Source organism: Microbispora sp. H10830 (genome assembly GCF_014161375.1).
Classification (GTDB): Bacteria; Actinomycetota; Actinomycetes; order Streptosporangiales; family Streptosporangiaceae; genus Microbispora; species Microbispora catharanthi.
In genome coordinates this window covers 610582-636795 of sequence record NZ_JABBWX010000003.1, presented here as the reverse complement: position 1 = coordinate 636795, position 26214 = coordinate 610582, and the positions used below count along the sequence as shown (strand labels likewise).

23 protein-coding genes are annotated in these 26214 nt (G+C 72.6%); 12 read left to right on the top strand and 11 right to left on the bottom strand.

The genetic code is table 11. From position 1 onward, the window contains the following. Window positions 1-89: 89 nt before the first annotated feature. Entirely contained in the window at window positions 90-1616 is a 1527-nt protein-coding gene (locus HHX35_RS12145) for a nitrilase-related carbon-nitrogen hydrolase (RefSeq protein WP_182898901.1), read from the bottom strand. Window positions 1617-1846: 230 nt separating this feature from the next. Here HHX35_RS12145 and HHX35_RS12140 point away from each other — a divergent pair, with 230 nt between their 5' ends. Continuing rightward, window positions 1847-2980, top strand: a complete 1134-nt coding sequence (locus tag HHX35_RS12140) for a sensor histidine kinase (protein WP_182898900.1) — start codon at window positions 1847-1849, stop codon at window positions 2978-2980. A gap of 4 nt (window positions 2981-2984) precedes the next feature. Further along, window positions 2985-3665 (top strand): response regulator transcription factor, encoded by a 681-nt coding sequence (locus HHX35_RS12135; protein ID WP_182898899.1) that lies wholly within the window; start codon window positions 2985-2987, stop codon window positions 3663-3665. 101 nt (window positions 3666-3766) lie between these two features. Here the strand turns inward: HHX35_RS12135 and HHX35_RS12130 are convergent, their stop codons facing one another. The 3 genes from HHX35_RS12130 to HHX35_RS12120 are packed head-to-tail and all read right to left on the bottom strand — an operon-like array spanning window position 3767 to window position 9709. Beyond that, window positions 3767-5347, bottom strand: coding sequence for an amidohydrolase family protein (locus tag HHX35_RS12130; protein ID WP_182898898.1), 1581 nt, complete (start codon window positions 5345-5347; stop codon window positions 3767-3769). A gap of 12 nt (window positions 5348-5359) precedes the next feature. Beyond that, entirely contained in the window at window positions 5360-8995 is a 3636-nt protein-coding gene (locus HHX35_RS12125; RefSeq protein WP_182898897.1) for a DUF4153 domain-containing protein, read from the bottom strand. Window positions 8996-9019: 24 nt separating this feature from the next. Next, entirely contained in the window at window positions 9020-9709 is a 690-nt protein-coding gene (locus HHX35_RS12120; protein WP_182898896.1) for a response regulator transcription factor, read from the bottom strand. A gap of 199 nt (window positions 9710-9908) precedes the next feature. On the opposite strand from HHX35_RS12120, the gene HHX35_RS12115 reads away from it, so the two are divergent. Further along, entirely contained in the window at window positions 9909-10502 is a 594-nt protein-coding gene (locus HHX35_RS12115) for a hemerythrin domain-containing protein (RefSeq protein ID WP_240809291.1), read from the top strand. A gap of 274 nt (window positions 10503-10776) precedes the next feature. Continuing rightward, window positions 10777-10971, top strand: coding sequence for a hypothetical protein (locus HHX35_RS12110; protein WP_139578541.1), 195 nt, complete (start codon window positions 10777-10779; stop codon window positions 10969-10971). A gap of 70 nt (window positions 10972-11041) precedes the next feature. Here HHX35_RS12110 and HHX35_RS12105 read toward each other — a convergent pair whose 3' ends face one another. Then, window positions 11042-11386: a DUF3817 domain-containing protein gene (locus HHX35_RS12105; protein ID WP_240809292.1), complete on the bottom strand. Its 345-nt coding sequence runs from the start codon at window positions 11384-11386 to the stop codon at window positions 11042-11044. A gap of 44 nt (window positions 11387-11430) precedes the next feature. Beyond that, complete coding sequence (locus tag HHX35_RS12100) at window positions 11431-12231, bottom strand: SURF1 family protein (protein WP_182898895.1); 801 nt, start codon at window positions 12229-12231, stop codon at window positions 11431-11433. A gap of 138 nt (window positions 12232-12369) precedes the next feature. Here HHX35_RS12100 and HHX35_RS12095 point away from each other — a divergent pair, with 138 nt between their 5' ends. Both HHX35_RS12095 and HHX35_RS12090 read left to right on the top strand, forming a co-directional pair. Continuing rightward, entirely contained in the window at window positions 12370-12543 is a 174-nt protein-coding gene (locus tag HHX35_RS12095; protein WP_167538797.1) for a hypothetical protein, read from the top strand. A 226-nt stretch (window positions 12544-12769) separates the two neighbouring features. Next, complete coding sequence (locus tag HHX35_RS12090; protein ID WP_182898894.1) at window positions 12770-14245, top strand: NAD(P)/FAD-dependent oxidoreductase; 1476 nt, start codon at window positions 12770-12772, stop codon at window positions 14243-14245. A 5-nt stretch (window positions 14246-14250) separates the two neighbouring features. Here the strand turns inward: HHX35_RS12090 and ggt are convergent, their stop codons facing one another. Continuing rightward, window positions 14251-16023: a gamma-glutamyltransferase gene (gene ggt / locus HHX35_RS12085; RefSeq protein ID WP_182898893.1), complete on the bottom strand. Its 1773-nt coding sequence runs from the start codon at window positions 16021-16023 to the stop codon at window positions 14251-14253. A gap of 171 nt (window positions 16024-16194) precedes the next feature. Here ggt and HHX35_RS12080 point away from each other — a divergent pair, with 171 nt between their 5' ends. Genes HHX35_RS12080 through HHX35_RS12065 form a run of 4 tightly spaced genes read left to right on the top strand, consistent with a single transcriptional unit; the run spans window position 16195 to window position 20888 of the window. Beyond that, on the top strand, window positions 16195-17352 hold the full coding sequence (locus HHX35_RS12080; RefSeq protein WP_310739040.1) for a histidine kinase: 1158 nt from the start codon (window positions 16195-16197) through the stop codon (window positions 17350-17352). Next, window positions 17349-18011 (top strand): response regulator transcription factor, encoded by a 663-nt coding sequence (locus HHX35_RS12075; protein ID WP_182898892.1) that lies wholly within the window; start codon window positions 17349-17351, stop codon window positions 18009-18011. Before HHX35_RS12080 ends, HHX35_RS12075 begins: the two co-directional genes overlap by 4 nt. 43 nt (window positions 18012-18054) lie before the next feature. Next, window positions 18055-18447, top strand: coding sequence for a hypothetical protein (locus HHX35_RS12070; protein ID WP_182898891.1), 393 nt, complete (start codon window positions 18055-18057; stop codon window positions 18445-18447). Then, window positions 18447-20888, top strand: a complete 2442-nt coding sequence (locus HHX35_RS12065) for a DUF4132 domain-containing protein (protein ID WP_182898890.1) — start codon at window positions 18447-18449, stop codon at window positions 20886-20888. Before HHX35_RS12070 ends, HHX35_RS12065 begins: the two co-directional genes overlap by 1 nt. Here HHX35_RS12065 and HHX35_RS12060 read toward each other — a convergent pair. Beyond that, on the bottom strand, window positions 20885-21703 hold the full coding sequence (locus tag HHX35_RS12060; RefSeq protein ID WP_182898889.1) for a MerR family transcriptional regulator: 819 nt from the start codon (window positions 21701-21703) through the stop codon (window positions 20885-20887). The two genes, HHX35_RS12065 and HHX35_RS12060, sit on opposite strands and share 4 nt — an antisense overlap. 51 nt (window positions 21704-21754) lie before the next feature. Continuing rightward, a complete protein-coding gene (locus tag HHX35_RS12055) occupies window positions 21755-22354 on the bottom strand; it encodes a helix-turn-helix domain-containing protein (RefSeq protein ID WP_310739039.1) in 600 nt (199 codons plus the stop codon). Between the two features lie 174 nt (window positions 22355-22528). On the opposite strand from HHX35_RS12055, the gene HHX35_RS12050 reads away from it, so the two are divergent. After that, window positions 22529-23449, top strand: coding sequence for an NmrA/HSCARG family protein (locus tag HHX35_RS12050; protein WP_182898888.1), 921 nt, complete (start codon window positions 22529-22531; stop codon window positions 23447-23449). A gap of 17 nt (window positions 23450-23466) precedes the next feature. Here the strand turns inward: HHX35_RS12050 and HHX35_RS12045 are convergent, their stop codons facing one another. After that, the gene (locus HHX35_RS12045) at window positions 23467-24621 is read right to left on the bottom strand and encodes an anhydro-N-acetylmuramic acid kinase (RefSeq protein WP_182898887.1); all 1155 of its coding nucleotides are present in this window, start codon (window positions 24619-24621) and stop codon (window positions 23467-23469) included. Window positions 24622-24641: 20 nt separating this feature from the next. Continuing rightward, window positions 24642-25271 carry a TetR/AcrR family transcriptional regulator gene (locus HHX35_RS12040; protein WP_182898886.1) on the bottom strand — a complete coding sequence of 210 codons (630 nt, stop codon included), beginning with the start codon at window positions 25269-25271 and terminating at the stop codon, window positions 24642-24644. Between the two features lie 76 nt (window positions 25272-25347). Between HHX35_RS12040 and HHX35_RS12035 the strand changes: the two genes are divergently transcribed. Continuing rightward, window positions 25348-26067 carry a carboxymuconolactone decarboxylase family protein gene (locus HHX35_RS12035; RefSeq protein WP_310739038.1) on the top strand — a complete coding sequence of 240 codons (720 nt, stop codon included), beginning with the start codon at window positions 25348-25350 and terminating at the stop codon, window positions 26065-26067. Window positions 26068-26214 lie beyond the last annotated feature (147 nt).

The window sequence follows — 26214 nt, the reverse complement described above, 5'->3', positions numbered from 1 at the left end:
CGAGCAGAACCGGGCTGGGCGGCGAACTGCACCAGGAGATTAGGCGTCCAACGTCCATGAGCCCGCGCGCCTTGTCCGCCCCGGCCCTGTCAGCCGCCGTCGCCGTGGCCGCGCTGACCACCGCCGGACGGGGCGCGGTGGCCCGGCGCGGCGGCGCCTACGACCGGCGCAGGCCGGGCGCCTGCCGCACCCCGGGTGCGGGCCGTGGATGCGAGTGCGAGCAACAGCAGGAGCGCGCAGGCCCAGGCGAACCAGTCGCCGAACCTTGTGTAGAGCGTGTCGGCCGAGCCGCTGGGCAGCGTGGTGAGGGCGGTCACGAACGGCGCGTCCGCGCTGTGCGCCTCGGTCCGGATCCGGCCGTTGGCGTCGCTCACGACCAGGTCGCCGTCCCGCGCCGCGCGCGCCACGGTGAGCCCGGTCTCGACGCCCCGGGTGACCGCCATCCTGCCGTGCAGCCAGCGGTCCCGGTCGAAGTCCCAGGCGGGCACGAAGATCGTCGTGGCGCCGCTCCTGCGGTAGTCGCGCACCAGACCGGGCAGGTCCAGGTCGAAACAGATCGCGATCCCCCAGCGGGAGCCCGAACCGGGCACGAAGGCCTTGCGGTTCCCGGGTTGGAAGTCGCTTTCCAGTCCGGGGATGAGGTGGTGCTTGAAGTACTCGACCGGCCGGCTCCCGTCGGCGGGGAAGTCGACAGCCGCGTTGCGGAGGCTGCCGGACCGCTTGAGGATCAGCCCGACGATGATGTCGACGTGATGGTCGGCGGCGAGCCGCGCCAGCGGCGCCGCCAGGACGGGCAGCGTCGCGTCGTCGGCGATGAAGACCTTCTCCGGCATGACCACGACCCGCGCGCCGCGTGCGGCGAGGCCCGGGATCCGCGCCGTGTACCGCCCGAGGAGGTCACGTCCCTCCGCCGAGGCGGCAGGGACCCAGCCGTCCTTCATCCGGTCGGTGGCGAGCAGCGCCACCTTCTCCGAGCCCTCACCGTACGGCGCGCGCAGCCGCCAGGCGCCGTACCCCAGCGCCAGGGCCAGGATGGTCGCGGCAGAGACCGCCACCCGCAGCCGCCCGGCCGCCCGCGGTGCGAAGAACACGGCGGTGGCCGCGGGAACCCCGAGGACCAGGAAGGTGATTCCCCACGGTCCGGTGACCGAGGCGGTCTGCAGGACCGGAAGGACGTCGGCCTGGGTGTAGGCCAGGCTCCACCATGCCCCGTTCGGTGACAGCACCGACAACGCGTACTCGACGGCGACCCAGGCCGCCGGCACGACGGCGGCGGCCGCCAGCGGACGTCCCCTCAGCACCAGCGCCCGTGACAACAGGACGGCCAGCCCGAACAGCAGGGCCGACCCGACGATCATCGACACGGCCATCGGCGGCGGGATCCGCACCGTGTCAAGGAAGTAGCCCCACATCGTCGTCTCACCGCCGAGCCACGCGGCCGACGCCGCGAGGAACGCGGCGCGGGCGCCGACATGGTGAGCGAGGACGAGCACCGGCAGCGGTGCGAGCCAGGTGAGCCAGGGCACCGGCGTGAGCCCGGTGCCGAAATGGAACAGCGTCGCCGACAGCGCCGTGGCGGCGAGCGCCACGGCCAGACGCCGAATCGGTGAGTTCATCGTGCAGCCTCCTTCTCCAGCCGCCTCGACCCTCCAGGCATCCGGCCTTGACACACATCACCGGCGGGAGCGATCCGGGTATCACTCGCAGGGACCGGGACCTCTCGGAGAGTCGCGGCACCGGGTTTCACTCGAAGGAGTGAGACGGCCATCAGCCGAGCGGTGGAGGCGACGGCGGGCGCCGCGCGCATAGTCTTGCCGGGTTCCCTCTGACACCCCCGGAGCCGGTCATGCGGGCGAGCATCCTCAGTCCATCAAGGGCCGACGTCGCGATCGCCGTCGTCGTCACCGTGATGACGGTGACGCCCGTCCTCGTCCCATACCGGCAGCCGTGGTGGGCCGTGGCGCTCGCCGTCCTGATGTCGGTGCCCGTGCTGTGGCGGCGCCGCGCCGTCCTCCCCGTCGGGGCGGTCGTGGGTTGCGCCACGACGCTCCTGGCGATCGCGGCGAAGTCGCTGCCACACTCCGGGGCTCTGGTGCTGCTGCTGCCATACGGCGTGCTGGTGTGCACCTACACGTTCGCGGCGGCGGATCTCACCCGGGTGCGGCGCGCCGGGGGCATCGCGGGGCTCGTCGCCGGCGTGGCCGTGTCGCTCGTCGTCCCGCACGAGAATCTGGAGACCTACCGTTACCTCCTCACCGCGATCGTCGCCGCGTACGCCGTAGGCGCCGGCGCACGGGCCCGGAGGGCCGGCCGGGACGCCGAACGGGAGCGCGAAGCCCGCATCCGCGAGGAACGCGCCGCCGCGGTCGCACGCGAACGCACCCGGATCGCCCGCGACATGCACGACATCGTGACCCACTCGGTCGGCCTCATGGTGATCCAGGCGGAGACCGGCCCGCTGGTGGTGCGCGATCAACCGGACAAGGCCGATGCGGTCTTCGAGGCGATCGCAGCGGCCGGGCGGGACGCGATCGGCCAGCTCCGCCTGATCCTCGGCGCGCTGCGCGGAAGCGAGGCGCCCGGTGGTCCGGCTCCGGCCCGGGGGCCGCAGCCCGGGCTCGACGCCCTGTCCGGCCTGTTGGACAACGCCCGCCGGGCGGGCCTGGACGTCTCCGCCGACGTGCGTGGCGAGCCGCGGCGCCTTCCCTCCGACGTGGACATCGCCGCGTACCGGATCATCCAGGAGGCGCTGACGAATACGATCCGGCATGCCGGAGCGAGCACCGTCCGTGTAGGGCTCCGCTGGTCCGGTGACACCCTGGACGTCGAGGTCGCCGACGACGGCCGGGGCGGGCGGGAGCTACGGGAAGGACACGGCATGATCGGCATGCGGGAGCGGGTCACGGCGTGCGGCGGCCGGCTTGCCGTCCGGCCGGGGAACCCGGGTCTCACCGTCATCGCGACCCTGCCGATCGGCTGACGGCATGCTGCGCGTACTCGTCGCCGACGACCAGGACCTGTTCCGCGGCGGCTTCGCGATGATCCTCAACGCCCATGACGACATCACCGTGGTCGGCGAGGCGGCCGACGGCGCCGAGGCCGTCACCAAGGCGGTCGAACTGGAGCCGGACGTGGTGCTCATGGACATCCGGATGCCCGGCGTGGACGGCGTCGAGGCCACCGCCCAGGTGTGCCGCAGGACCGGCGCGAAGGTGCTGGTCCTGACGATGTACGACGTCGACGAGTACGTCTACGACGCCCTGCGCGCCGGGGCCAGCGGCTTCCTGCTCAAGGACGTACGGCGGGACGACCTCGTACGCGCCGTCCGCCTGGTCGCCAAGGGGGAGTCACTGCTGGCCCCTGCGATCACCCAGCGCCTGATCGCCGAGTTCGTCGGGCGTGGACATGCCCGGCCCCGGCTGCGGCAGCGACTCGGTGAGCTGACCGACCGGGAGATGGATACGCTGCGGCTGCTCGCACGCGGCCGGTCCAACGCCGAGATCGCCGCGGATCTGGTGGTCACCGAGCACACGGTCAAAAGTCACGTGAGCAACCTGCTGACGAAACTGGACCTGCGCGACCGCGCCCAGGCCGTCGTCTTCGCGTACGAATCCGGCCTGGTCGTGGCCGGTGACCAGGACGTGTCCTGCACCGATCGACGATGACGAGTCGGCGCCCAGGCAGCGGCAGTGCGGCGGGCAGGGGGCAGCAGGGGGCAGCAGGGGACGGGCAGAGGGCGGGCAGAGGGCGGGCAGGGTGCGGGCCTTCAGGCGGGGCGCAGCGCGCGGCCGGGGGTGGCGCCGGTGAGTTCGCCGCCGCGCAGCACCGGCACGCCGCCGACGAGCACGTCGTCCACGCCCACGGCGAGCGATCGGGGCTTCTCGTAGGTCGCCGTGTCGGCCACAGTGGCCGGGTCGACGACGACCAGGTCCGCGACCTGGCCACGCCGTACGAGGCCGCGGTCGGGCAGCCGGAAGCGGCGCGCCGGATGTGAGGCCAGGTGCACGGCGGCCTGTTCCCAGGTGAGGTCGCCGAGTTCGCGTACGTGCCGGCCCAGGTAGCGGGCGAACGCGCCGAAGCCGCGCGGGTGCGGATGGCCGCCCACGTAGATGCCGTCGGAGCCGCCGGTGTGCCCGGGGTCGCGCATGACGGCGCGCACCGACTCCTCCCCCGCCGGGCCCTCGTCGGGGCGGGCCCGCACGCAGCCCGCCTGGAGCCGGGTCTTCACCAGCAGCACCCGGCAGAACTCCGCGGGGGTGACGCCGTACTCGGCCGCGGCGGCGGGCAGGGTCATCCCCTCGGCCCACTCGAAACCGGGGGCGTGCGAGAGGGTGATCCGCGGCCACAGGTCGTCGCGCCCGGCCCACTCCCCGGCGAGACGTTCGCGTTCTGAGGACAGTTCTGAGGACGGCTCGGAGGACGGCTCGGAGGACAGCATCGCCACGGCGCGGTCGGGGTCGGCGGCGGGCACCCACGGCGGCAGCGTCACCATCGCCAGGATCGTGCTGGCGCGCAGGTAGGGATAGGTGTCGAAGGTCAGGTCGACGTCCTGCCGCCGGGCGTCCTCGACCAGCGGTAGCAGGATGGACGCCGGGCCGTGGAGGTGCGATACGTGCACGGCCGCGCCGGAGCGCCGGGCGATCTCCACGACCTCCGTCATCCCCACCGACGCGGACGCGCCGTAGGCGCGCATGTGGGTCACGTACGGCAGGCCGCCCAGCGGCGCGCACAACGCCGCCAGTTCGGCGGCGTCGGCGTACCGGCCGGGGGCGTATTCCAGGCCCGACGACAGTCCGGCCGCCCCTTCGGCCAGGCCCGTCTCGACCGCGCGCAGCATGGCGCGCAGTTCGTCCCCGTCCGCGGCGCGGTCCGCGGGGCCCATCGCGTCGAACCGGATCGTCGCGTGCGGCAGCAGGTAGACGGTGTTGAGCGCGGCCCTGCCGTCGTATCCGGCGAGCAGGCCGGCGACGCTCACCGGCCCGTCGACGTGCGGGTGCGGGCCGTTGACCGCCGCGAAGTAGCGGCTCGCGTAGGCGAAGGCGGCCGGGGATGTGGTCGGCGCGAACGACAGCCCGTCCTGTCCCAGCACGAACGTCGTGACCCCCTGCCTCAGCGCGGCGTGCTGCACGAAAGGGTCGAACACGGCCGCGTCGCCGTGCGCGTGGCAGTCGACCAGGCCCGGCAGCACGAGTTTGCCCGCCGCGTCGATCCGCACCGCCGCCTCGGCCGCGCCGAGGCGGCCCACCGCCTCGACCCGGCCCCCGCGCACGCCGACGTCGGCGCGGAACGCGGGGGCTCCGGTGCCGTCCACGACGCGGCCACCGGTGATCAGCACATCGAAGGTCACGTCTCGATTAGATCAGTCGTACGGACCGGGCACACGCGACGAGCCGGGGCAGTCGTCGGGCCGCACGACGGGCCGCCGCTCCAGCACCTCGCGGGCGCGGGCCCTGGCGAGGTTCCAGCCGTTCCAGGGGTCCGGCGTGGACAGGTCGTTGACCGCCACCACGTCGCTCAGCACGCAGCTGCGGTCCGGCTCGGGCAGGCGGTCGAGGATCGGCACGGCCTCCGCGCCCAGCTCGCTCAGGTAGCCGTGGTCGAGCCGCTCCACACCCCGGACCGTCAGCTGGGTCTCGGCCACCCGCGCGTCGGGGTCCCACACCGCGAACGCCAGCAGCGACACCCCGGTGAGCAGCACGAGCGCGCGGAAGAACCAGGACGTGCCGCCGCCGGACAGGCGCACCGCTCCCACCGCCAGGACCAGCACGAACACCGCGCCGAGCCACCAGATCGTCGCCTCCACCGAGGCCCGCAGCCGCGACAGGCCGTACGCGTCGGTGTAGAGGCCGAGCCGGTGCAGCGCCGAGGCGAGGATGACCAGCGTGAACGCGCACAGCAGGCCGAGCAGCACGGCGAGCAGCCAGCGGTCGGCCCGGCTCTCACGGCGCAGCAGGGCGACCGCGCCCGCCACGACGCCGAGCACGAAGAGGCTGACCGTGACGAGTTCGAAGAAGCCCGACCTCGCGTACTGCGCGTAGGTGAGACCCGCCGTCGTCAGCACCCTGCGGCTGCCGCCGAACAACACCGTGATCTGCACGGTCACGAACGCCGCGAACAGCAGGTTCAGCCCGAGCAGCGGGATCACCCACACCTGGCGGCCGAGAGACATCCGCAGGTCGGGCGCGGCGGGCTCGGCCACCGGCCGCAGGCCCACCAGCACCGCCGCCCCGGCCGCCGCCGCGAACACGCAGAACACGAAGACCCGGTAGGGCAGGCTCTGCGCCCAGTCCGGCGTCCGCAGCAGGTCGCTGAGGAAGGCCGAGAAGACGGCGTCGGCGGAGGAGAACAGCAGGCCGAAGACGGCCAGCAGGACGACGGTCACGACGGCGCTGACCAGCGTGGGCAGCATCCGCCGCCGCCGCGTCAGGGTCCGGAGCGGCCCGGCCAGGAACCACGGCAACGGCAGCACCGCGAACGCGACCGAGACCCCTCCCCTGATCACCGCGAGCCAGCCCCGTCCGCCGCCCGACACGGCGAGGGACCCGACTCCGAACGCGGCCAGCAGCACCGGCCCGACCAGCCAGTCGGCGTCGCGGAAGAGCGCCACGGAGACCAGCGCGTACGCCAGGAGGCCGAAGGCCACCGTCCACGGCGTGATCCGGCCACGCCGGAGCGGCAGCACCGCCGGGAACGCCGCCGCCCCCATCGCGACCGCCGTCAGCGCGAATCCCAGCCCGGGCGACGCGTACGGCAGGGCGACGGCGGCGACCAGGCCGGCCGCCGCGGCGGCCGGCAGCAGCCACCGGGGCGCGTCCGGCAGCTCCGGCCGCGGGAACAGCGGCGGCGGAACGTACGCGGGCGGCGGCGGGTATCGCCCCGGCCCCTGCGGGCCGGTCATGGGCGGCTCCGGGGAGACCGGCCGCTGCTCCGCGGATGCCGGGGCGGTGAGCACCGCGGGCGGCGGGGAGTCGCCCACGCCCTGGGCGACGGCCCCGGCGGAGCCCATACGAGCGACCGGCGCGGGCGTCGGCACGGACGTCGGCACAGGCGTCGGCACAGGGGCGTGCCAGGGCGACGGCGGCACGCCCGCCGCCGCGGCTCGCTGGGCCGATGACGAGCCGCGCACCACTCCCGCGATCGTGCCGGCGACGGTGAAAAGCAGCAGCGTCATGACGCCCAAGCCGAGGATGACCGAGACGATCAGCCCGGTGAGGAATCCGGCGAACATGCCGAGGCCCGCGCCCAGCGCCGTCCGCGCCAGGTGCCCGGCACGGTCGTAGCCGGGATGTGACGCGGGCATGTGTGACGCGGGCATGTGCGGCGCGGGCATGTGCGGCGCGGGCATGTGCGGCGCGGGCATATGTGACGCGGGCATCCGCGGGCCGGCACCGTCGGCCGGCGCGGCCGCGTACGGCTGGTCGGCTCGTGCGTGGACGAGGTCGGGCCGCCGGGACTCCTTCAGGTCCTCGCCGTCGCCGACGGCACCGGGGCCGTCCGGAGAGCCGCCGTGGTCGCCGAACTGGGAGGCAGCCGTCTCCGCGCTCTCGGTCCCCGGGGACGGAGCCCAGCCCTCGTGAAAGGGCTCCGACCTGAGAGGCTCCGACCTGAGGAGCTCCGGTTCGAGGGGCTCCGGTCTCTCCCCCTGGCTGTCCTCCGGTCGCTCACCACCGTCCGGGGCCCCGGACGGCCGGGCATCCTCGTCCCGCGTGCCGTGTGCGTGCCGCTCCGCGTCCCCGCCTGCCCGATCGACCGCGGCACCGGTCTCCCCCGGCCCCTCGGCCGCGACGAGGGCGCCTTTGCTCAGGTCGGCACCCTCGTCCCCGGCTGAGTCGTTCCCGCCGGGCCGACCGGCGGTGCGGCCCGCGCCCGCTTTCCGGACGTCCATGTCTCCCCTTCCTGCGTGGACGGGTCCGTCCGCGCTCTCCCCGGCCGCGGCCTCCCCGTGACGCGGCAGCACGACGACCATCCGGCACCCCGGGGCCGTCCTCCGGCCTCCCCCTGCGGCCCGTCTCGCGGCGGTGAACGCGGCGGGAATCGCGGCCGGGACCGGGTCCGACACCGCGATCGACCCGCCGTGCAACTCGACGATCTCCTTGGCGATGGCGAGCCCGAGCCCGGCCCCGCCCGCGTCGGCGGCCCGTCCGGCGTCGAGCCGCGAGAAGCGTTCGAACACCCGGGCCCGCTCCGCCGCCGGGATGCCGGGTCCGTCGTCGGTCACGCTGATCTCCAGGTTCGGCCCGGCCTGCCGCGCCTCCACCCGGACCGTCCCGCCGGGCGGGCTGTGCCGTACGGCGTTGTCGAGCAGGTTGGCCAGCACCTGGGCGAGCAGGGCCGCGTCGGCGGACAGCACCGTCCCCGGCGTGACCGCACTCGCCACCGTGACGTCGTCACGCGCGAGAGCCGCCTCGGAGACCGCCTGGCGGCACAACGACGCCAGGTCCAGCTCCTCCAGCTCGATCAGCCGCGCTCCCGAGTCGAGCCGCGACAGGTCGAGAAGCTGGGCCACCAGGCGGCCGAGCCGCTGCGTCTGGGCGAGGGCCGTGCCCAGGGTGTCGAGGTCGGGCGGCGTGACACCGTCCACGATGTTCTCCAGCACCGCCTGCAGGCCGGTGATCGGCGTGCGCAACTCGTGGCTGACGTTGGCCACGAGTTCGCGCCGTTGGCGATCGACCTCGGCGAGGTCGGCCGCCATGGCGTTGAAGGCCCGCGCCAACTCCCCCACCTCGTCCCGGGACGTCGCGCTCACGCGCAGGCCATAGCGGCCCTTGGCGATCGTCTGCGCGGCGGCGGCCATCTCGCGCAGCGGCCGGGTCATGCCGCGGGCGAGGAGCTGCACCATGATCAGCGCGAGCACGACGGCGATCGCGATCCTGAGGTCCCGGGACAGGCCGCCGTTGATGCCGACCTCGTTGACGACGAACGCCGCGACCACGGCGAGCACGATCACGATGCCGAGCTTGACCTTGATCCGGCCGAGGAAGTCGAGCGGCCTCAACGCCTGGCTCTCCTTACTGAAGCGTCACGGGCGGACGAGCGCGTATCCCACGCCATGGACGGTGCGGACGACCTCCGGGCCGAGCTTGCGGCGCAGCGCGCGGACGTGGCTGTCCACGGTCCGGGTCGCGGCGGCCTCCGAGAAGCCCCAGATGTCCGACAGCAGCCGTTCTCGCTCGAAGACCTGGCCGGGCCGCTCGGCGAGACGCCGCAGCAGGTCGAACTCGGTCCGGGTGAGCTGGGCCTCGGCCCCGCGGACGAACACGCGGCGCTCGGCCGTGTCGATCTCCACGTCGCCGACCCGGATCACCGTGTCCTCGTGGGCCAGCAGACTGGCCCGCTCCACCCGCCGCAGCAGCGCGTGGATCCTCGCGACGAGCTCCCGCATGCTGAACGGCTTGGTGATGTAGTCGTCGGCCCCCACCCCCAGGCCGACCAGCACATCCGTCTCCTCGCCGAGCGCGGTGAGCATCAGCACCGGCACCGGCCGGGCGGCCTGCATCCTGCGGCACACCTCGAGCCCGTCCAGGCCGGGCAGCAGCCGGTCGAGGACGACGACGTCGGGCTCCGCCTTCGCGTAGGCCGCGAGCGCCCCCTCGCCGTCGCTCGCGACACGTACGTCGAAGCCCTCCGCCGCGAGCCGGAGCCGTACGGCGTTCGCGATGGTGTCGTCGTCCTCGACCACGAGGACGCGACGTTGCTGAGGGGTAGCCATGGAGGGAAGCGTAGATGCCCTCTGTGCAGAGCCGTCGTCCGGAAATGTGCAGATCCCGTGCATCGGTGAACGCCGGCCGCCCGCGCCGGGCGTGTCGTGACCGCAAGCCGTGCCGCCGCCCCCGTGAGCCGAAATCGCAGGTCAGGGGTTTCGCTCCCCGGTTACGGGTAGCCCCGATATGACCAGAAAGGAGGCGCTAATGGACCGCCAGTCAAGGCCGGAGACCATGCGGGAGAACGACGTGATCGATCTCCTGACGCAGCAGCACGTTCTCATCCGGGACCTGTTCGACGAGGTCGACAGATGCCAGGGGGAGCAGCGCAGGGAGGCCTTCAGCCGCCTTGTCCGCCTGCTCGCCGTCCACGAGACGGCGGAGGAGGAGATCGTCCACCCCTACGCGCGGCGCAAGCTGGTCGGCGGCGACACGATCGTGGACAACCGCCTCCAGGAGGAGGAAGAGGCGAAGGAGATGCTCAGCCGCCTCGACGACATGGACGTGACCACGCCGGAGTTCTCCCAGGAGCTGGAGAGACTGCGGGCCGCGGTGTTCGCCCACGCCGCCGCCGAGGAGCGCTACGAGTTCTCCGAGCTCAAGGCGAGCACGTCCGAGGGCGAGCGCAGGGCGATGGCCGTGGGCGTCAAGGCAGCCGAGGCGATGGCTCCCACGCACCCGCACCCCGGGGTCGAATCGGCGACGGCGAACATCCTGGTGGGGACGCCGGTCGCGATCATGGATCGCGCCCGCGACCTGATCCGCAAGGCGATGGGCAAGTCGGAGTCCGGCGAAGGCTGAGTCCCCGGGCGGGCCGCCGTACGGAACGGAGATCGTCCCGTCCAGATCGGGAGCGCGGCCCATGCCGGAGACCGGGGAGCGTGCGCGGCGTCGCGGAGCCGGGCGGAGACGGTGACTCGTCTCCCGGGCGCCGCGGCGCCGCGGCGCGGAAGAGAGCCGACCGGGACCGGGCGTCTCCCCGCGGGCGTTCGCGGAACTCCGCCGGGACTTCGGACGTTCTCCCAGGCGACGCGGGACGACGTCCCGCACGGGACCCGACACGAAAGGCCTGACGATGTCGCCACTGGGCAAGTACTACGTGGGCGCGGCGGTGGTGGCCGTGCTGGTCTTCATCCTTCCGGTGCCGACGCTCCTGGCCTGGCTGATCGCGATCGGCGCGCTGGGGGCGCCGATCGTCGCCTACTTCATGCTCGACGAGTCGCAGCGGGCGCGGCTGCGGCGCATCCGCCGCCGCCAGATCGGCGGCTGAGGCCCCGCGAAGACCCGACGAAGGGACACCGGCCGGGCCGCCGTCGCGGCGCCCGGCCGTTCCGCTTCGCTCAGGAAGCGGTGGCGATCCTCCTGCGGACCCGCTCGGTGACGTTCCGCTCCAGGATGAAGGACAGGAACGGGATGGTGCCCGCGATGAGCACGAGCAGCAGGTAGCCCACCGACCAGCGGGCCTTGATCAGGCCCAGGTTGATCGCGGCCACCAGATAGACCATGTACAGGAAGCCGTGGATCGGCCCGACGACCGCGACCATCGTGCCGCTGTCGAAGCCGTACTTGACGACCATCGCGGCACACAGCACGAGCAGCATCACGCCGACGATGTACGCCATGACGCGATAGAAGTTGAGCGCGGATTCCACGTCGATCTTCACCTCTGCTGGGGAAACGGTCACCACACGATATCCGTGCCATCCGGCGGTCCCGGCTGCAGGGCCGATCAGGCGTCCACGGGCGCGGCGGGCTCGGCCGGCTGCGGCTCCTCACGCTCCCGCTCCCGCTGCCCGCGCAGGGCGTCGCGGACGAAGTGGAACCACATGTACACGGCGAACAGCGCGAAGATCCACCACTGGAGGGCGTAGGCCAGGTTGCGCCAGGTGAAGCCGCCGCCTTCGGTCGGCGCCGACACGGCCACCGGCGTGACGCGGGACGGCGGCTCCTGCGCGGTCGCGACGACGAACCCGTCCCGCACCCGCGCGTCCGGCCACACGTTGATCAGCTCCGCCGTCGACACCGTCGCCACCTGGCCGCGTGGCAGGTTCCCGCTGCGCATCACGTCGTCGGTCTGCTCGGCCGGCCGCAGCCGGCCCGTCACGGTCACAGTGCCCTCGGGCACGGCCGTGGCGGGATCGGCCGCCGCGGGAACCCAGCCGCGTACGACGGGGACGATCGTGCCGTCCGCGAGCCGCAGCGGCGTGAGCAGCCAGAACCCGCTCCCCCGGGCCGCCCGGCCGCCGGGGGCGGCGACGTCCGCGACCCGGTCGGCCACCAGCAGCTGGTTCGCGGCGTCGTAGGTCCCCGTGGCGGTCACCCTGCGGCTGATCGCGGTGCCGCCGACGTGCTGTCCCACCCGGGTCAGCTCGGTGACGGCCACGGGCGCGGGGTCGGGGGCCCGCCGCGGGCCGCCCGACGCCTCGAAGACGCCGAGTTGCCAGCGGCCGAGGAAGGTGAAGGACACGAGCACCCCGATGACCAGCAGGTGCAGGGCCACCAGCCGGGGAGCCAGGAGGGTGCGGAGCATGGATACAACGCTATCCGCCGCCCCCACCGGTCCGGTATTCGCGCCGGTGCCTTGGGTGAACACCAAGGCACCATCAGGAGAGGGCAAAATCCGACAAATCACAGCCAGGCTGCACCATGTGTCGCTAGAGTCATGCCCATGTCCGACCCTCAGATCGACCCGGCCGGAAACACCCAGGCTTTCCGGGCGTTCGCGCAGCAGCAGGACACGGAGGCCTCCCGGGAGCAGCCGTCCCGCCTGCCGATTTGGATCGCCGTCGGTGCGGCGCTCGTCGTGATCCTCGCCGTGGTGGCGTACCTCCTGGTTCGCTGACATACCTGTACCAGCCGCCGACGACCGCGCCCGTCGGCGGCTTTGTCATGCCCGCCGACGGCTCGGCCCCTCACTGCCACGACGTACAGTGACGGGGTGCCCACCGGCGTCCCACGACGGCCCCCGGGAGCACTCCCGGCTGCTCCGGCCGTACGCATCGGCACCTGGACCCAGCCCGCCCGCAGGAATATATTGGACAAATCTTCCAATAGGACGGGGAGGACGCATGCCCAGTCCGGGCGTCACGATCATCGGTTCCGGGTTCGCCGGGCTGTGCATGGCCATCAAGCTCAAGGAAGCCGGCTATCACGACTTCGTGATCCTGGAGAAGGCCGGCGAGCTCGGCGGCACCTGGCGGGACAACACCTATCCCGGCTGCGCCTGCGACGTCCCCTCGCCGCTGTACTCCTTCTCGTTCGAGCTCAACCCCGGCTGGTCGCGGCTGTTCTCCCCGCAGGACGAGATCTGGGACTACATGCGGGCCTGCGCCCGCAAGTACGGCCTGGAGCCCCACCTGCGGTTCGGCAAGGAGGTCTGCGGGCTGGAGTACGACGACGAGCGGGCCCTGTGGCGGGTGTCGACCGGCGACGGGGAGACCTTCGAGACCCACGCCGTCGTGTCCGGCGTCGGCGCCCTGCACGTGCCGTCGCTCCCCGAGATCCCCGGCCGTGAGCGCTTCACCGGCGCCGCGTTCCACTCCGCCCGGTGGGACCACTCCGCGGACCTGAACGGCAGGCGCGTCGCGGTCGTCGGCACCGGCGCGTCGGCGGTCCAGTTCGTCCCGGTCGTCGCCGAGCAGGCGAGCCGGCTCACCGTCTTCCAGCGCACCCCGCCGTGGATCCAGCCCAGGCCGGACCTGCCGATCGACGGGCGGCTGAAGCGGGCCATGGAGACGCCGGTCGGCGCCCGCCTGCTGCGCGACGCCTTCTACTGGCTGCTGGAGGCCCGGGCCGTGGGCTTCACGATCGACCCCCGGCTGATGAAGGCCCACCAGGCGATGGCCGAGCGGCACCTGGCCCGGCAGGTGCCCGACCCCGGGCTGCGCGCGAAGCTGACGCCCGACTACACCATCGGCTGCAAGCGCATCCTGCAGTCCAACGACTACTATCCCGCGCTGACCAGGGACAACGTCGAGCTGGTCACCGACCGGATCACCGAGATCAGGGAGCGGTCGGTCGTGGACGCCGCAGGACGCGAGCACGAGGTCGACGTGATCGTGTACGGCACCGGCTTCCGGGTGGTCGACTCCCTCAACGAGCAGCGGATCGTCGGCAGGAACGGCGTCAAGATCCAGGACGCGTGGCGCGACGGCATCGAGGCCTACTACGGGATCACGACCGCGGGCTTCCCCAACCTGTTCTTCCTGCTCGGTCCCAACACCGGTCTCGGGCACACCTCGGTCGTCTTCATGATCGAGTCGCAGGTCCGGTATGTCATGGACTGTCTGCGGCTGCTGTCGAAGACCAAGGCGAAGGCCCTGGACGTACGGCCGTCGGCGCAGCGGGCCTTCAACGACCGCCTGCAGCGGCGGCTCGACCGGCTGGTGTGGAGCGACGGCGGCTGCACGAGCTGGTACCTCGACGAGCACGGCAGGAACCGCACGCTGTGGCCCGGCTTCACCTTCGAATACTGGGCGCGGACCCGGAAGATGAAGCCGGCGGCCTACGAACTCATCGGCGCCCGAGGCCGACTCGGGGGCTGATCGAATCAGCGACGCGGGCTGACCACGAGGGCGCTGCCTCCCCCACGTCTGGCGGGCTCGGCGACCGCCTGGACACGGCCGTTCCGCAGGAACTCCAGGCCGGTCGCCGCGCCGATCTCCCCCGCCGGCGGCCCGGGGACGTCCGTCAGCGTGTGACCGAGCGCGGTCAGCTCCGCGCCGTACCGCTCGGCGAACGCCGGCTCGGCCTGCGTGGCGGCGGTGTTGCGCTGCGAGGCGCGCGGCGCGGCCACGGCCTCCGGGAGCGACATGCCGAAGTCGAGCCGGTTCACCAGGATCTGCAGCACGGTCGTGATGATCGTCGAGCCGCCGGGCGAGCCGACGGCGAGCAGCGGCCTGCCGTCCTTGAGCACGATGGTCGGGGCCATCGACGACCTCGGGCGCTTGCCGGGAGCGGGCAGGTTGGGGTCGCCCGGCGCCGGGCCGAAGGTGAAGTCGGTCAGCTCGTTGTTGAGCAGGATGCCGCGGCCCGGCACCACGATCCCGCTGCCGCCGGTCTGCTCGATCGTGATGTTGTAGGCCGCCACGTCGCCCCACCGGTCGGTCACCACGAGGTGCGTGGTCTCAGGCCCCTCCTTCTTCTCCTCCGGGACCGAGGCCCCCGGGGTCGCTGAGGGGCACGGCGCGTAGGAGCCGTCGGGCGAACCCGGCGCGGCGGGGTGCGCCATCGCCCGCGGGCCGATCAGGCAGGCGCGCTCCTTGGCGAACCCGTCGGAGAGCAGCTGATCCAGCGGCACGTCCACGTACGCAGGGTCGCCGACGTAGGCGTTACGGTCGGCGAAGGCGAGCCGGGACGCCTCCAGATATTCGTGCAGGCCGACCTTCGGGAGGGCCTCCAGGATCTTCAGCGCCTCCCCCACGGTGGATCCGCCGGACGACGGCGGCGCCATGCCGTACACGTCGAGGCCCTTGTACGTGACCTTCGTGGGCGGCCGTTCGAGCGCCCGGTAGGCCCTGAGGTCGGAGACCTCCATCAGGCCGGTCCTGACGTTCCTGGTGGCCCCCTGGCGCACCGGCGGCTTCTTCACGGTGGCGACGATCTCCCGGCCGAGCGCCCCGCCGTACAACCAGGCCGGGCCGCGGATGCCCAGCTCACGGTAGGTGCGTGCGAGGTCGGGGTTGCGGAAGACCGAGCCGACCGGCGGCGGCTGCCCGCCCGGCAGGTAGAGCGAGGCGGTCGAGGTGAAGTCGGCGAAGCGGCCGGCGTTCTGCTGCGTCTGGTCGTGGAACGTCTGGTCGACGACGAAGCCCTTCTCGGCGATCTCGATCGCGGGGCGCAACGCCTGTCGCAGCGGCATCGTGCCGTACCGGCGCAGCGCCGTGTCCCACTGCGCCACGCTGCCCGGGACGCCGACCGACAGCCCGCTGGTGACGGCCTCGTCGAACGGGATGCCCTCGAACGCCGTCGAGGTCATCGCCCGCGGGGCGGTCTCCCGCCCGTCGATCGTCGTCACCTTCCGCTTGCGGGCGTCGTAGTAGACGATGAAGCCGCCCCCGGCCAGCCCGGCCGAGTAGGGCTCGGTCACGCCCAGCGCCGCCGCCCCCGCCACCGCCGCGTCCATCGCGTTGCCGCCCTGGCGCAGCACCGAGAGCGCGGCCGTGCTCGCGTCCAGGTCCACGGTGGCCACGGCCCCGCCGTACCCCTCCGCGACCGGCCGCTTGACCTCCGCCGCGGATCCCACCGGTGCGGCGTGGACGGGCGGCGCGAGGAAGCCCGCGAACGTGACCAGCCCCAGCGACGTGACGACGACGCTCCTCATGCCCCGGCACCTCCACCACTTGAGCGATCACTCCAGCATGACTCACGGACGTCAATATCGCTGCGGTCTTGTCCGCTTTTGGACGCCGATGCGGGCTACTACTCCCGGCGTACGGCGGACTGCCGCGCCGGGCGGATGCGGTGACCAGCGGCGATGGCCTAGCGTGCGGGTGTGCGTTCCCGTTCCGCGATGTACCACCGCATCGATCCCGTTCTGCCGGTCATCATCGGGATCCTCCAGGTGTTCCTGACGATGGGCGCCCAGTACTGGCAGTTGCGGAACCCGGACCTCGGGCGGGTGCCGCTGACCGGGTGGGGCTACGCGCTGCTGCTGGTCGGGCCGCTCGCGATCGCGGTGCGCCGCCGCGCGCCGGTCGCCGCGCTGGTCGTCACGCTCACCTCGACCTCGGTCTACATGCTGCTCGGCTACTCGTACGGGCCGGTGTTCTTCAGCCCGATCATCGTGATCTTCAATGCGGTGCTGTCGGGGCACCGTCGCGCGGCGTGGCTGTCGTCGGGGGCGTTCTTCCTTTTCGTGGTCGTCTACGCCACCTGGTTCATCCCCCACCGGGCGAGCCTCTTCCACCACACCGCGGTCGCGGCCTACCTGCTGCTCACGCTCACCGTGGCGGAGTTCCACCGGATGCGCCGCGAGCGCCTCGCCGAACGCGAGCGGGTGGCGCGTGAGGAGGCCAGGCGGCAGGCGAGCGAGGAACGGCTCACCATGGCCCAGGAGTTGCACGACGTGCTCGCCCACAACATCTCGCTGATCCACGTGCAGGCCTCCACCGCCCTGCACATCCTGGACGACCACCCCGAGCAGGCCCGCACCGCGCTGACCACGATCAAGCAGGCGTCCAAGGACGTGCTGACCGAGATGCGCGGCGTGCTGAGCCTGCTCAGGGACGGCGCGCCGCGCTCCCCCACGGCGGGGATGGCCCACCTGGCCGACCTCGCCGAGCGCAGCGGCCTGCCGGTCGCACTGGAGGTCACCGGGCAGGCGCGCCCGCTGCCCGCCGGCATCGACCGGGCCGGCTACCGGATCGTGCAGGAGTCGCTGACCAACGTCTCGCGGCACGCGCCCGGCTCGCGGGTGACCGTACGCGTGGCGTACGCGCCCGAGGAGCTGACCGTGGTGATCGAGGACGACGGCGCGGGAACGGCGCGGGCCGAGGCGGGCCTCGGCAGCGGCAACGGCATCCCCGGCATGCGCGAGCGGGCCGCGGCGCTCGGCGGGTCGCTGGCGGCCGGCCCCCGGCCCGACGGCGGTTTCCGCGTCGAGGCCCGCCTCCCCCTGCCCCCATCCGCAACCCACAAGGAGCCGAATTGATACGCGTCCTGCTCGCCGACGACCAGGCATTGGTCCGGGCCGGGTTCCGGGCCCTGCTCGACGCGCAGGAGGGCATGACCGTCGTCGGCGAGGCCGGCGACGGCGAGCAGGCCGTCCTGCTCACCCGGGACCTGCGCCCCGACGTGGTGCTGATGGACATCCGCATGCCCGGCACCGACGGCCTGACGGCCACCCGCCGCATCGGCGACGACCCCGCCCTCACCGACGTGAAGATCGTCATGCTCACCACGTTCGAGCTGGACGAGTACGTCTTCGAGGCCCTGCGCGGCGGCGCGAGCGGCTTCCTGGTCAAGGACACCGAGCCGGCCGAGCTGATCCAGGCCGTCCGGGTGGTGGCCTCCGGCGACGCGCTGCTGTCCCCCGGCGTGACACGCAGGCTCATCGCGGAGTACGTCGCCCGCGCCAAGGAGCCCGGCATCGTGACCCGCCTCGACCCGCTCACCGAGCGGGAGCGGGAGGTGCTCGCGCTCGTGGGCACCGGCATGACGAACGACGAGATCGCCACCAGGCTCTACATGTCCCCGGCGACGGCCAAGACCCACGTGAGCCGCACGATGAGCAAACTCCACGCCCGCGACCGGGCCCAGCTCGTCGTCATCGCGTACGAGTCGGGCCTGGTCAAACCCGGCTGGCTCTGACCCGCCGCCGGATTGTCGGGCATGATCCCTACACTCCGCGACCATGGTGAGAGTGAGCTTCGTCGACGAGACGACGTCCGGCGAGCGGCGTGAAGCCCGGCATCTGGAGATCTCCGAAGAGCGGACCACGCTGCGCGAGATCATCCGGCAGCGCATCCTCCAGGAGGTCGCCGAGCACGACGCGACCCGTCCGGAGATCTTCCGCGGGCCGGTCCAGCCGGGCGACACCGAGCGGACGCTGAACGGCCACCCGGTGCGCGCTCCGAGGCGGGTGGACGTGGAGGAGCAGTTCGCCAGGGCCGTGGAGGCGTTCGGCCGCAACGGGTTCCTCGTCCTCATCGACGACCGGCAGGTGCAGGACCTGGACGCCGAGGTCACCCTGCGGATGAGCACCGAGATCACCTTCCTGAAGCTCGTGCCCCTGGTCGGTGGCTGATGCTCGGGCTCACGAACACGGCGGTGCGGGTGCGCGAACTCGTGGAGGCCGGAGACTCTGAGACGTTGGCGGCCGAACTGCTACGGCTGGCCGAGACACACGACCCGCAGGTCCGGGACTGGAGCCTCATCACAGGCATCCTCGACTCTTCGTCTGAGGAATTCAGGATTCAGGTCGCGCTCACGGTCGTGCGGTCCGCCGACAGCTGGATCCCGGACTCCGTCGCGGAGATCATCCTCGACGGCCTGCCGCTCGACCGGCACCTCGACGCGGTCGAGACTCTGCTCGCCCGGGCCGCGGGCTTCGGCACCTACTACGCCCACACCCTTCTCATCCGCCTCGCCGACGCATGGCTGGGCGCGGGCCGCACGCTGCCCCCGGCGATGGTCGGAGTGATGCGGCGTACGGCCCACAACGCGTACGGGAGGGACCGCCTCGATGAGATCCTCACCCTCCCGGGCTACCCGGCGCTCAACCCGGGCGAGGAGTGGGCCGATCGGGTGCTCGCCGATCTCCCCGCTCTGGGCGGGGAATGGGACGCGTTGGTGGCACACGCGGTGACCGCCACCTCGGCCAAGCCGTCGACCAGGTGGGAGAAACAGGCCCGGCGGCTTCTCGACGCGGTGGGGCACGACCGGGCGCGGGACACGATCAGTGGGTGGCTCGCCCTGGTGGGCTCGCCTCGCACGATGCCCGTGATGTATCTGGACGACGCGGAGTTCGATCCGTACAACGCTCGTGGCGTCCGCGGCCTGGCCTGGATGCTGGCCTTCCTCCCCTCACGGCCGGAGGGCGCGCGGCTGCTGGGGAACCTGGTCGAGACGGCCCTGCGCAAGGTCCCCGGCATCGGTCCACGCAACCCCATGCTGGCCAACGCCGCCGTGTACGCGTTGTCTCGGATGGACGGCGAGGCGGCGCCGGCTCAGTTGGCCCGGCTGTCGGCCCGCGTCACCTACAAGGGCACGCTGAAGGTGCTCGGCACCGCCCTCGACGCGCGGGCCGCCACGCTCGGGCTGTCCCGCGACGAGGTCGAGGAGCTGGCCGTCCCGACGTACGGGCTGACCGAGGTCGGCCGCGGTAGCCGGGTGATCGGCGACGCCGCCGCGGAACTGCGCGTGACCGGCACCCGTACGTCCATGGTGTGGAGGAACGCCGCAGGCCGCGAGGTCAAGGCTCCTCCGGCGAGCGTGCGCCGCGACCACGCCGCGGCGCTGGCCGAGATGAAGACGTCGGCGAAGGACATCGACAAGATGCTGCCGGCCCAGGCCGAACGGCTCGACCAGCTGTTCCTCGCGCAGCGCTCGTGGCCGTACGCGACCTGGCGGGAGCGTTATCTCGACCACCCGCTGGTCGGCACGCTCGGCAGGCGGCTGATCTGGCTGGTCGGCGACGTGCCCTGCGCGTACGCGGACGGCACGTTACGCCGCGTCGACGACGCGCCCCTCACCCCCACCGAGGACGCGGTCGTGCGCCTGTGGCATCCGATCGGCCGGGACGTGGAGGAGGTGCTCGCGTGGCGTGACTGGCTGGAGCGGCACGGGATCACCCAGCCGTTCAAGCAGGCCCACCGCGAGGTCTACCTGCTCACGGCCGCCGAGGAGAACACGCGCTTCTACTCCAACAGATATGCGGCGCACATCCTGCGTCAGCACCAGTTCCACGCGCTGGCCGCGGCGCGCGGGTGGCACGACAAGCTGCGGCTGATGGTCGACGACAGCTACCCTCCAGCCACTCGGGAGCTGCCGCGGTGGGGCCTACGCGCCGAGTTCTGGATCGAGGGTGTCGGGGACGACTACGGCGCCGACACCCTCGACTCGGGCGCCTACCTGCGCCTGTCGACCGACCAGGTCCGGTTCTATCCCCTCGGGGCGCCGGAGAACCTCGCCCACGCCTACAGCGGCGGGTACGAGCAATGGCTGCGGAGCGGGGCGGATCCCGTGTGGCCGATTCCCCTGAACCAGGTGCCGCCGCTGGTGTTCAGCGAGATCATGCGGGACGTCGACCTGTTCGTCGGCGTCTCCAGCGTCGGCAACGACCCGACTTGGCAGGACGGCGGACCGGACGGCCGCTTCCGCGAATACTGGACCTCCTACAGCTTCGGGGAGCTGTCCGGCACCGCCCGGACCCGCCGCGACCTGCTGGCCCGGCTGGTGCCCCGGCTGGCGATCGCCGATCGTTGCACCCTGGAGGGACGCTTCCTACACGTCCGCGGAGACATCAGGACATACAAGATCCACCTTGGCTCCGGCAACATCCTGATGACCCCGAACGACCAGTATCTGTGCATCGTCCCCAAGCAGGCCCCCGAGGCCGGGGCGGGCCAGGTGTTCCTCCCGTTCGAAGGCGACCGGGTGCTCGCGGTCATCCTCAGCAAGGCGATGCTGCTGTCCCGGGACACGGAGATCACCGAGCCGAGCATCACCCGGCAGATCCGCCCTTAGCCGGCGAGCGGCTCCTGGAGTTCGGTGACCCAACGGGCGGGATCCTCCCCGGCCTCCAGGTAGAGCTCCCTGGCGTACCCGGCGGAGCGGTGGCCGCCGTCGGCGATCCACCGGGCCAGCGTCTGCGCGGCCGGGAGGACGTCGTCCATCGGGCCGCGATGCACGATGGTGGCCGCCTGCTCGATCGCGGGCAGGTCCACGACCGCGAAGTCGTGACCGTCCTCAGGCGCGACCGCGACCGGCATCGCCACGTGCGCGAGGATCCCCTCGCCGCCGGGGGCGTCCTCGTAATAGGCGATCGCCGGTCCCACCGGGGTCACCGCGGCCTCGTCCAGCCTGCGGCACAGCTCCTGGAACAGCGGGCTCACGACCGGGCCGATGTCCTCGGGTTCGTAGCTGCGCGCCACGCCGCTGAGTTCCGCCACCCGGACGGCTGGGATGCGCTTGACCACCACGTCGTCGGTGTTCATGTGTCCCTCACTCTCGATCGTCCGGAGCCTCGCCTCGACCTGGGCCAGCCGGGCCGCCGCGGCGGCCATCGCCGCCTCCAGCTCCGCCTGCCGCAGCCGCAGCATCCCGCGCAGTTCCTCGGCGCTCACCTGCTCGTCCAGGACTCCCCGCACCTGTCTGAGCGTGAAGCCCAGGTCCTTGAGCGCGGTGATCCGGTTGAGGCGGGCAAGCTGGACCGCCTCGTAGAAGCGGTAGCCGTTCGCGGGATCGACGCGGGCCGGGCGGAGCAGCCCGATCGCGTCGTAGTGGCGCAGCATGCGGACCGACACGCGGCCGTGCCTGGCGAAGTCTCCGATGGTGAACATGATGTGGCCGATTCCAGCGCCTCACACCGTGTCAGGGTCAAGCGCCGTCTCTCAGGCCGCCGGTGGCAGGGGGCGCGCTCCCTCGGATCGCAAGCCGTCGAAGATCAGGTGAAGGTATCGGCGCCAGGCCCCCGTGACGTCCTCGTCCGGCGCGGCGGCCTGGCAGGCCGCCGTCAGCATCCGGATCACGTCCTCCCCGGTGATGTCGCCGCGGATGACACCCTTCCTTCTGGCTCGGTCGGTGAGCGCCTCCGCGACCCCGGACAGGCGGTCGGCGGCGGCGCGGACCACCGGATCCCTCCGGACGTCCGTGGTCGCCGCCTGGCAGAAGGAACGGTCGCTCACGTGCAGCTCCACCCCCGCCGTCATGAACGCCAGCAGGGCCGCCTCCGGGTCCGCCGCCTCCAGCAGCGTGCGCCCCGTGACCGCGAGCTCGTCGAGCCGGTCGGACACGATCGCGGCCGCCAGCGACTCCTTGGTCGCGAAGTGGCGGAAGACCGTGCCCTTCCCGATGCCCGCGCGCCGCGCGATCTCGGAGATCGACACCTCCATGCCGTGTTCGGCGAACGCCTCACGCGCGGCGTCGAGCAACGACTGACGGTTGCGGACGGCGTCCGCTCGCAGGCGGCGCGTCTGCGATGGGGTCGGCACGTGTCGCCTCGCCTCCCAACGGTTCTCTCCGGGGACCCTAGCACAAGTTGACCGTGCGGTCCGGTTATGTCAGGCTCTAACGTGACCGCATGGTCCGGTTTTCGGCCTGCCGGGTCGGCGCCCCTACCGGCCGCGTGAGCGGCCGCACAACGAGGTGGACAGGAAGGTCAGGTCATGGACGACAGACGGCACTCGGTCCTGGTCGTCGGAGCGACCGGCACCCAGGGATCGGCCGCGGTGCGCGGCCTGTCGAGCCGCGGCCACCGGGTCCGCGCCCTGACCCGCGAACCCGCCCGCGCCCGCCACCTGGCCGAGTTGGGCGCCGAGGTGGTTGTCGGCGACCTCGGCGACCCGGCCGCGGTCGAAGCCGCTCTCGACGGTGCGACCGCCGTGTTCGCGGTGCCTCTCCGCGATCCCGGAGACGACACCGCCGAGCTGAGAAACGCCACCCTCCTCATCGAGGCGGCCGAGCGCTCCGGCGTCCGGCACTTCGTCCAGACCTCTGTGGCCGGCACCGGCGATCTCCCCCGCATGCCACGCTGGGGCAGCGGCCACTGGAACGAGGAGTACTGGGAGACCAAGCGCCGGATCGAGGAAGCCGTTCGCGACGGCGGCCTGCCCGCCTACACCATCCTCAAGCCGTCATTCCTCATGGAGAACCTCCTTCCGCCCAAGGCCCCGCTGATGTTCCCCGAACTGGCCCGGGGCGAGATCGTCACCGCCGTCGGGCGGCATGTCAGAGTGCAGATGATCAGCGCCGACGACATCGCGGCCTTCGCCGTCGCGGCGCTCGAACGGCCCGGCCGCTTCTCCGGACAGAGCGTCGAACTGGCCGCCGAGGCGCTGACCATGCACGAGGTGGCCGCCATAATCGGCGCCGTCACGCGGCGGACCGTCAGGGCGGTCTCGCTCACCCCCTCGCAGGCCGTCGCCGCGGGTCGTCCACCGGCGGTCGTCCGCGGCGAGGAATGGCTCAACGAGGTGGGCTATCACGCCCCGATCGACGCGCTCGCCTCCTACGGCGTCGCCCTGACCGGCTTCAGGAGGTGGGCGGAGACGCACCGCTCCAAGCTTCTCGGCCAAACTGGCGGCTGACCAGGGCTTCCAGCGCCTCACCCGGGCGCGACGGCGCTCACGCGAAGGCGGCGGGGCGGCGCGACGAGCGGTTCCGGGAGTCGCAGCGGCCCGCGGCCCGGGGTGATGGTGCCGAGCACCCGCGATCCGGCCGCGCCGGTGCAGGCGGGCACCGTGCCGGGCAGGCCGTGCGCGGTCAGCCAGCCGAGGTAGGAGAACGCGACGGCCTCCTTGGCGCCCGAGGGCACGCCGAGGTCGTCGCTCGGCAGCAGCCGCACGCCTCGGGCCCGCTCGCGCAGCGCGCTCATCAGGGCCGGGTTGCGCACGCCGCCACCGGAGACGACGACCGTGCCGAGCCCGTGCCGCCGGATCTCCGCCGCGACCGTCTCGGCGGTGAGCGCAGTGAGCGTCGCCACCAGGTCCGGCAGGCCCAGCGCGTACGGCCCGGCGACCCGGTCCAGGTAGCCCGCGTGGAACAGTTCCTTGCCCGTCGTCTTGGGCGGCGGCCGGTGATAGTACGGCTCGGTGAGCAACTCGGCCAGCAGGCCCTCGTGGACCTTCCCCGCCGCGGCCAGCCTGCCGTCCTCGTCGTACGGCATGCCGGTGGCGGCGCGTACGGCCGCGTCCGTCAGCGCCGAGGCCGGGCCGGTGTCGTAGGCGAGCGGGGGCTCCCACACGGTGAGGTTGGCGATTCCGCCGAGGTTCAGCGCGCCGGCCCGGCCCGCGGAGGCGGGCAGCCCGGACAGCAACGGCAGGTCGAAGGCGGACACGAGCGGCGCGCCCTGGCCGCCCGCGGCCACGTCGCGCACCCGAAGGTCCGACACGACCGGCACGCCGAGCCGTTCGGCGATCCAGGCGGGCTGCCCGAGTTGGAGCGTCCCGCGCACGCGCCCGTCCTCCACCCAGTGGTACATCGTCTGCCCGTGCGAGCAGACGAGGTCGGCGGCCGGGCAGGTCGCCGCCGCCTCGGCGAACGCCCGGCCCACGAGTGTGTCGAGGCGGCAGACCTCGCCCATGTCCGTACGGTTCGGCGGCAGCGCGGCCACGATCGCGGCCCGCAGGTCAGGCGGGTAGGGCACCGTGCCGGTGTGCTCCACGACACCGGTGAGCAGGTCGCCGTCCCGCGTCCAGTGGACGAGCGCGCAGTCGATCCCGTCGTGGGAGGTCCCCGACATCAGCCCGAGTACGCGCACACCTGCCCCGCAAGGATTGTTCAGCCGGCTCTCGGCGGGAGGCCGACGAGCTTGATGAGGAAACGGTCGATCTGCTCCTCCGCCGGCGGCCAGGGCAGGTCGGGCTCGTTGATCCGCTGAGACAGCATGCCGTTCACCGCCGTGCGCAGGTCGATCGCGACCGTCGTCGCGTCGTCGCGCGGGGCGACCCCGGCGTCCATGCAGCGCTGGACCGCCTCCGTGGTCCTGGCGACCAGCACCTCCTTGAACGGCATGCCGAGCCGGCGGTGGACCGCGCTCTCGTGCAGCACCTTGTAAAGGCCCGGATGCTCATGCGCCCAGGCGGCCTGCGCGAGGATGCGCGCCCGCAGCCGCTCCCCGGGGTCCTCCTGCGCCGCGTCCGCCTCGTCGCCGGTCCGCACCAGTTCCTCGTGACAACGCCGCAGCACCGCGAGCACGAGCGCGTCACGGTCGGGAAAGTGCAGATAGACCGAGGTGGCGGCGATCGACACCTCGCGCGCCACGGCCCGTAGCGACAGCGCCTCGTCGTCGGCCAGGTCGTCGAGCATGCGCATGGCCGCCGCGACGATCTCTTCGCGCAGCCGCTCGCCCTGCCCTCGCGCGTTCGGACGGCGGCGGGCGGCGGGAGTCGGGGGCGTGGTGGCTTCCATGACCGGCCCATTGTACGAGAACGGCAATCGCGCTACAGTCGTAGCGCTACACCCGTTCACCAAAGGAGCGATTCCTGTGACCGTCCACGCTTCAACGGACTTCGACACGATCAACGAGATGGACCCGGTGTTCGCCCAGATGGCGGCCGCCAGCGTCGGACACTGCTGGGCGGTGCCCGAGCTGACCGACCGCGAGAAGGTGTTCCTGGCCCTGGTGGCGGACGTCTGCCAGCCGGCCCTCGGGTTCCCGTTCGAGATGCACGTCCGCGCGGGCCTGCAGCGCGGCGTGTCGACCGCCGACATACGGGCGCTGCTGCGCCTGATCTCCTACGACAGCGGGTATGTCGCGGCGCTGGCCGCGCTGGAGCGGCTCGCCGAGATCGAGGCCGCCGCCGGGCTGCCCCGCCCGGACGCCGAACCGCTGCCCCGGGAACTGCTGGAGACCGGTCCCGGCGCGGCGCCGACCCCGCTGCCCGCGCCGGTGCGGGCCGAGCTGGCCGAGCTCGACGCGTACTTCCTGGAGTACTTCGACCTTCAGTCGCGGATGCGGGGCGTCCAGGGCCCGGGCACGTTGAGCGTCCGCGAGCGGGCGTTCACGACGATGAGCATCGACGTGCACTACCAGACGCTGGACGAGACGTTCCGCATCCACGTGGGCCGCGCCCTCGGGGGCGGCGCGTCGCATGAGGACGTGCGGGCCGTGCTGCGCTTCAACGCGCAGTTCGGGGTGACGCGGGCATGGCAGGCGTGGAAGGCGCTCAACGCCTGTCTCGCCGAGCTCGCCCCCGCCCGCTGACGCCGTACGCCACGGCCCGCACCGCCTGACCGTGCGGGCCGGCCGGGTGGGACGCCGGTGCGCTACGGCGTCCCGCCCGGCCGGAGGACTATCCGGCCCTGCGCTCAGTGCTCTTAGTGGACCCTGCTCAACGCGCCTGCTCAACGC

Excerpts from the sequence above, each read along its gene's own strand:
- HHX35_RS12145 (WP_182898901.1), bottom strand. The coding sequence starts at position 1,616 with ATGAACTCACCGATTCGGCGTCTGGCCGTGGCGCTCGCCGCCACGGCG.
- HHX35_RS12140 (WP_182898900.1), top strand. The coding sequence starts at position 1,847 with ATGCGGGCGAGCATCCTCAGTCCATCAAGGGCCGACGTCGCGATCGCC.
- HHX35_RS12135 (WP_182898899.1), top strand. The coding sequence starts at position 2,985 with ATGCTGCGCGTACTCGTCGCCGACGACCAGGACCTGTTCCGCGGCGGC.
- HHX35_RS12120 (WP_182898896.1), bottom strand. The coding sequence starts at position 9,709 with ATGGCTACCCCTCAGCAACGTCGCGTCCTCGTGGTCGAGGACGACGAC.
- HHX35_RS12115 (WP_240809291.1), top strand. The coding sequence starts at position 9,909 with ATGGACCGCCAGTCAAGGCCGGAGACCATGCGGGAGAACGACGTGATC.
- HHX35_RS12110 (WP_139578541.1), top strand. The coding sequence starts at position 10,777 with ATGTCGCCACTGGGCAAGTACTACGTGGGCGCGGCGGTGGTGGCCGTG.
- HHX35_RS12100 (WP_182898895.1), bottom strand. The coding sequence starts at position 12,231 with ATGCTCCGCACCCTCCTGGCTCCCCGGCTGGTGGCCCTGCACCTGCTG.
- HHX35_RS12095 (WP_167538797.1), top strand. The coding sequence starts at position 12,370 with ATGTCCGACCCTCAGATCGACCCGGCCGGAAACACCCAGGCTTTCCGG.
- HHX35_RS12090 (WP_182898894.1), top strand. The coding sequence starts at position 12,770 with ATGCCCAGTCCGGGCGTCACGATCATCGGTTCCGGGTTCGCCGGGCTG.
- ggt (WP_182898893.1), bottom strand. The coding sequence starts at position 16,023 with ATGAGGAGCGTCGTCGTCACGTCGCTGGGGCTGGTCACGTTCGCGGGC.
- HHX35_RS12070 (WP_182898891.1), top strand. The coding sequence starts at position 18,055 with ATGGTGAGAGTGAGCTTCGTCGACGAGACGACGTCCGGCGAGCGGCGT.
- HHX35_RS12065 (WP_182898890.1), top strand. The coding sequence starts at position 18,447 with ATGCTCGGGCTCACGAACACGGCGGTGCGGGTGCGCGAACTCGTGGAG.
- HHX35_RS12060 (WP_182898889.1), bottom strand. The coding sequence starts at position 21,703 with ATGTTCACCATCGGAGACTTCGCCAGGCACGGCCGCGTGTCGGTCCGC.
- HHX35_RS12050 (WP_182898888.1), top strand. The coding sequence starts at position 22,529 with ATGGACGACAGACGGCACTCGGTCCTGGTCGTCGGAGCGACCGGCACC.
- HHX35_RS12040 (WP_182898886.1), bottom strand. The coding sequence starts at position 25,271 with ATGGAAGCCACCACGCCCCCGACTCCCGCCGCCCGCCGCCGTCCGAAC.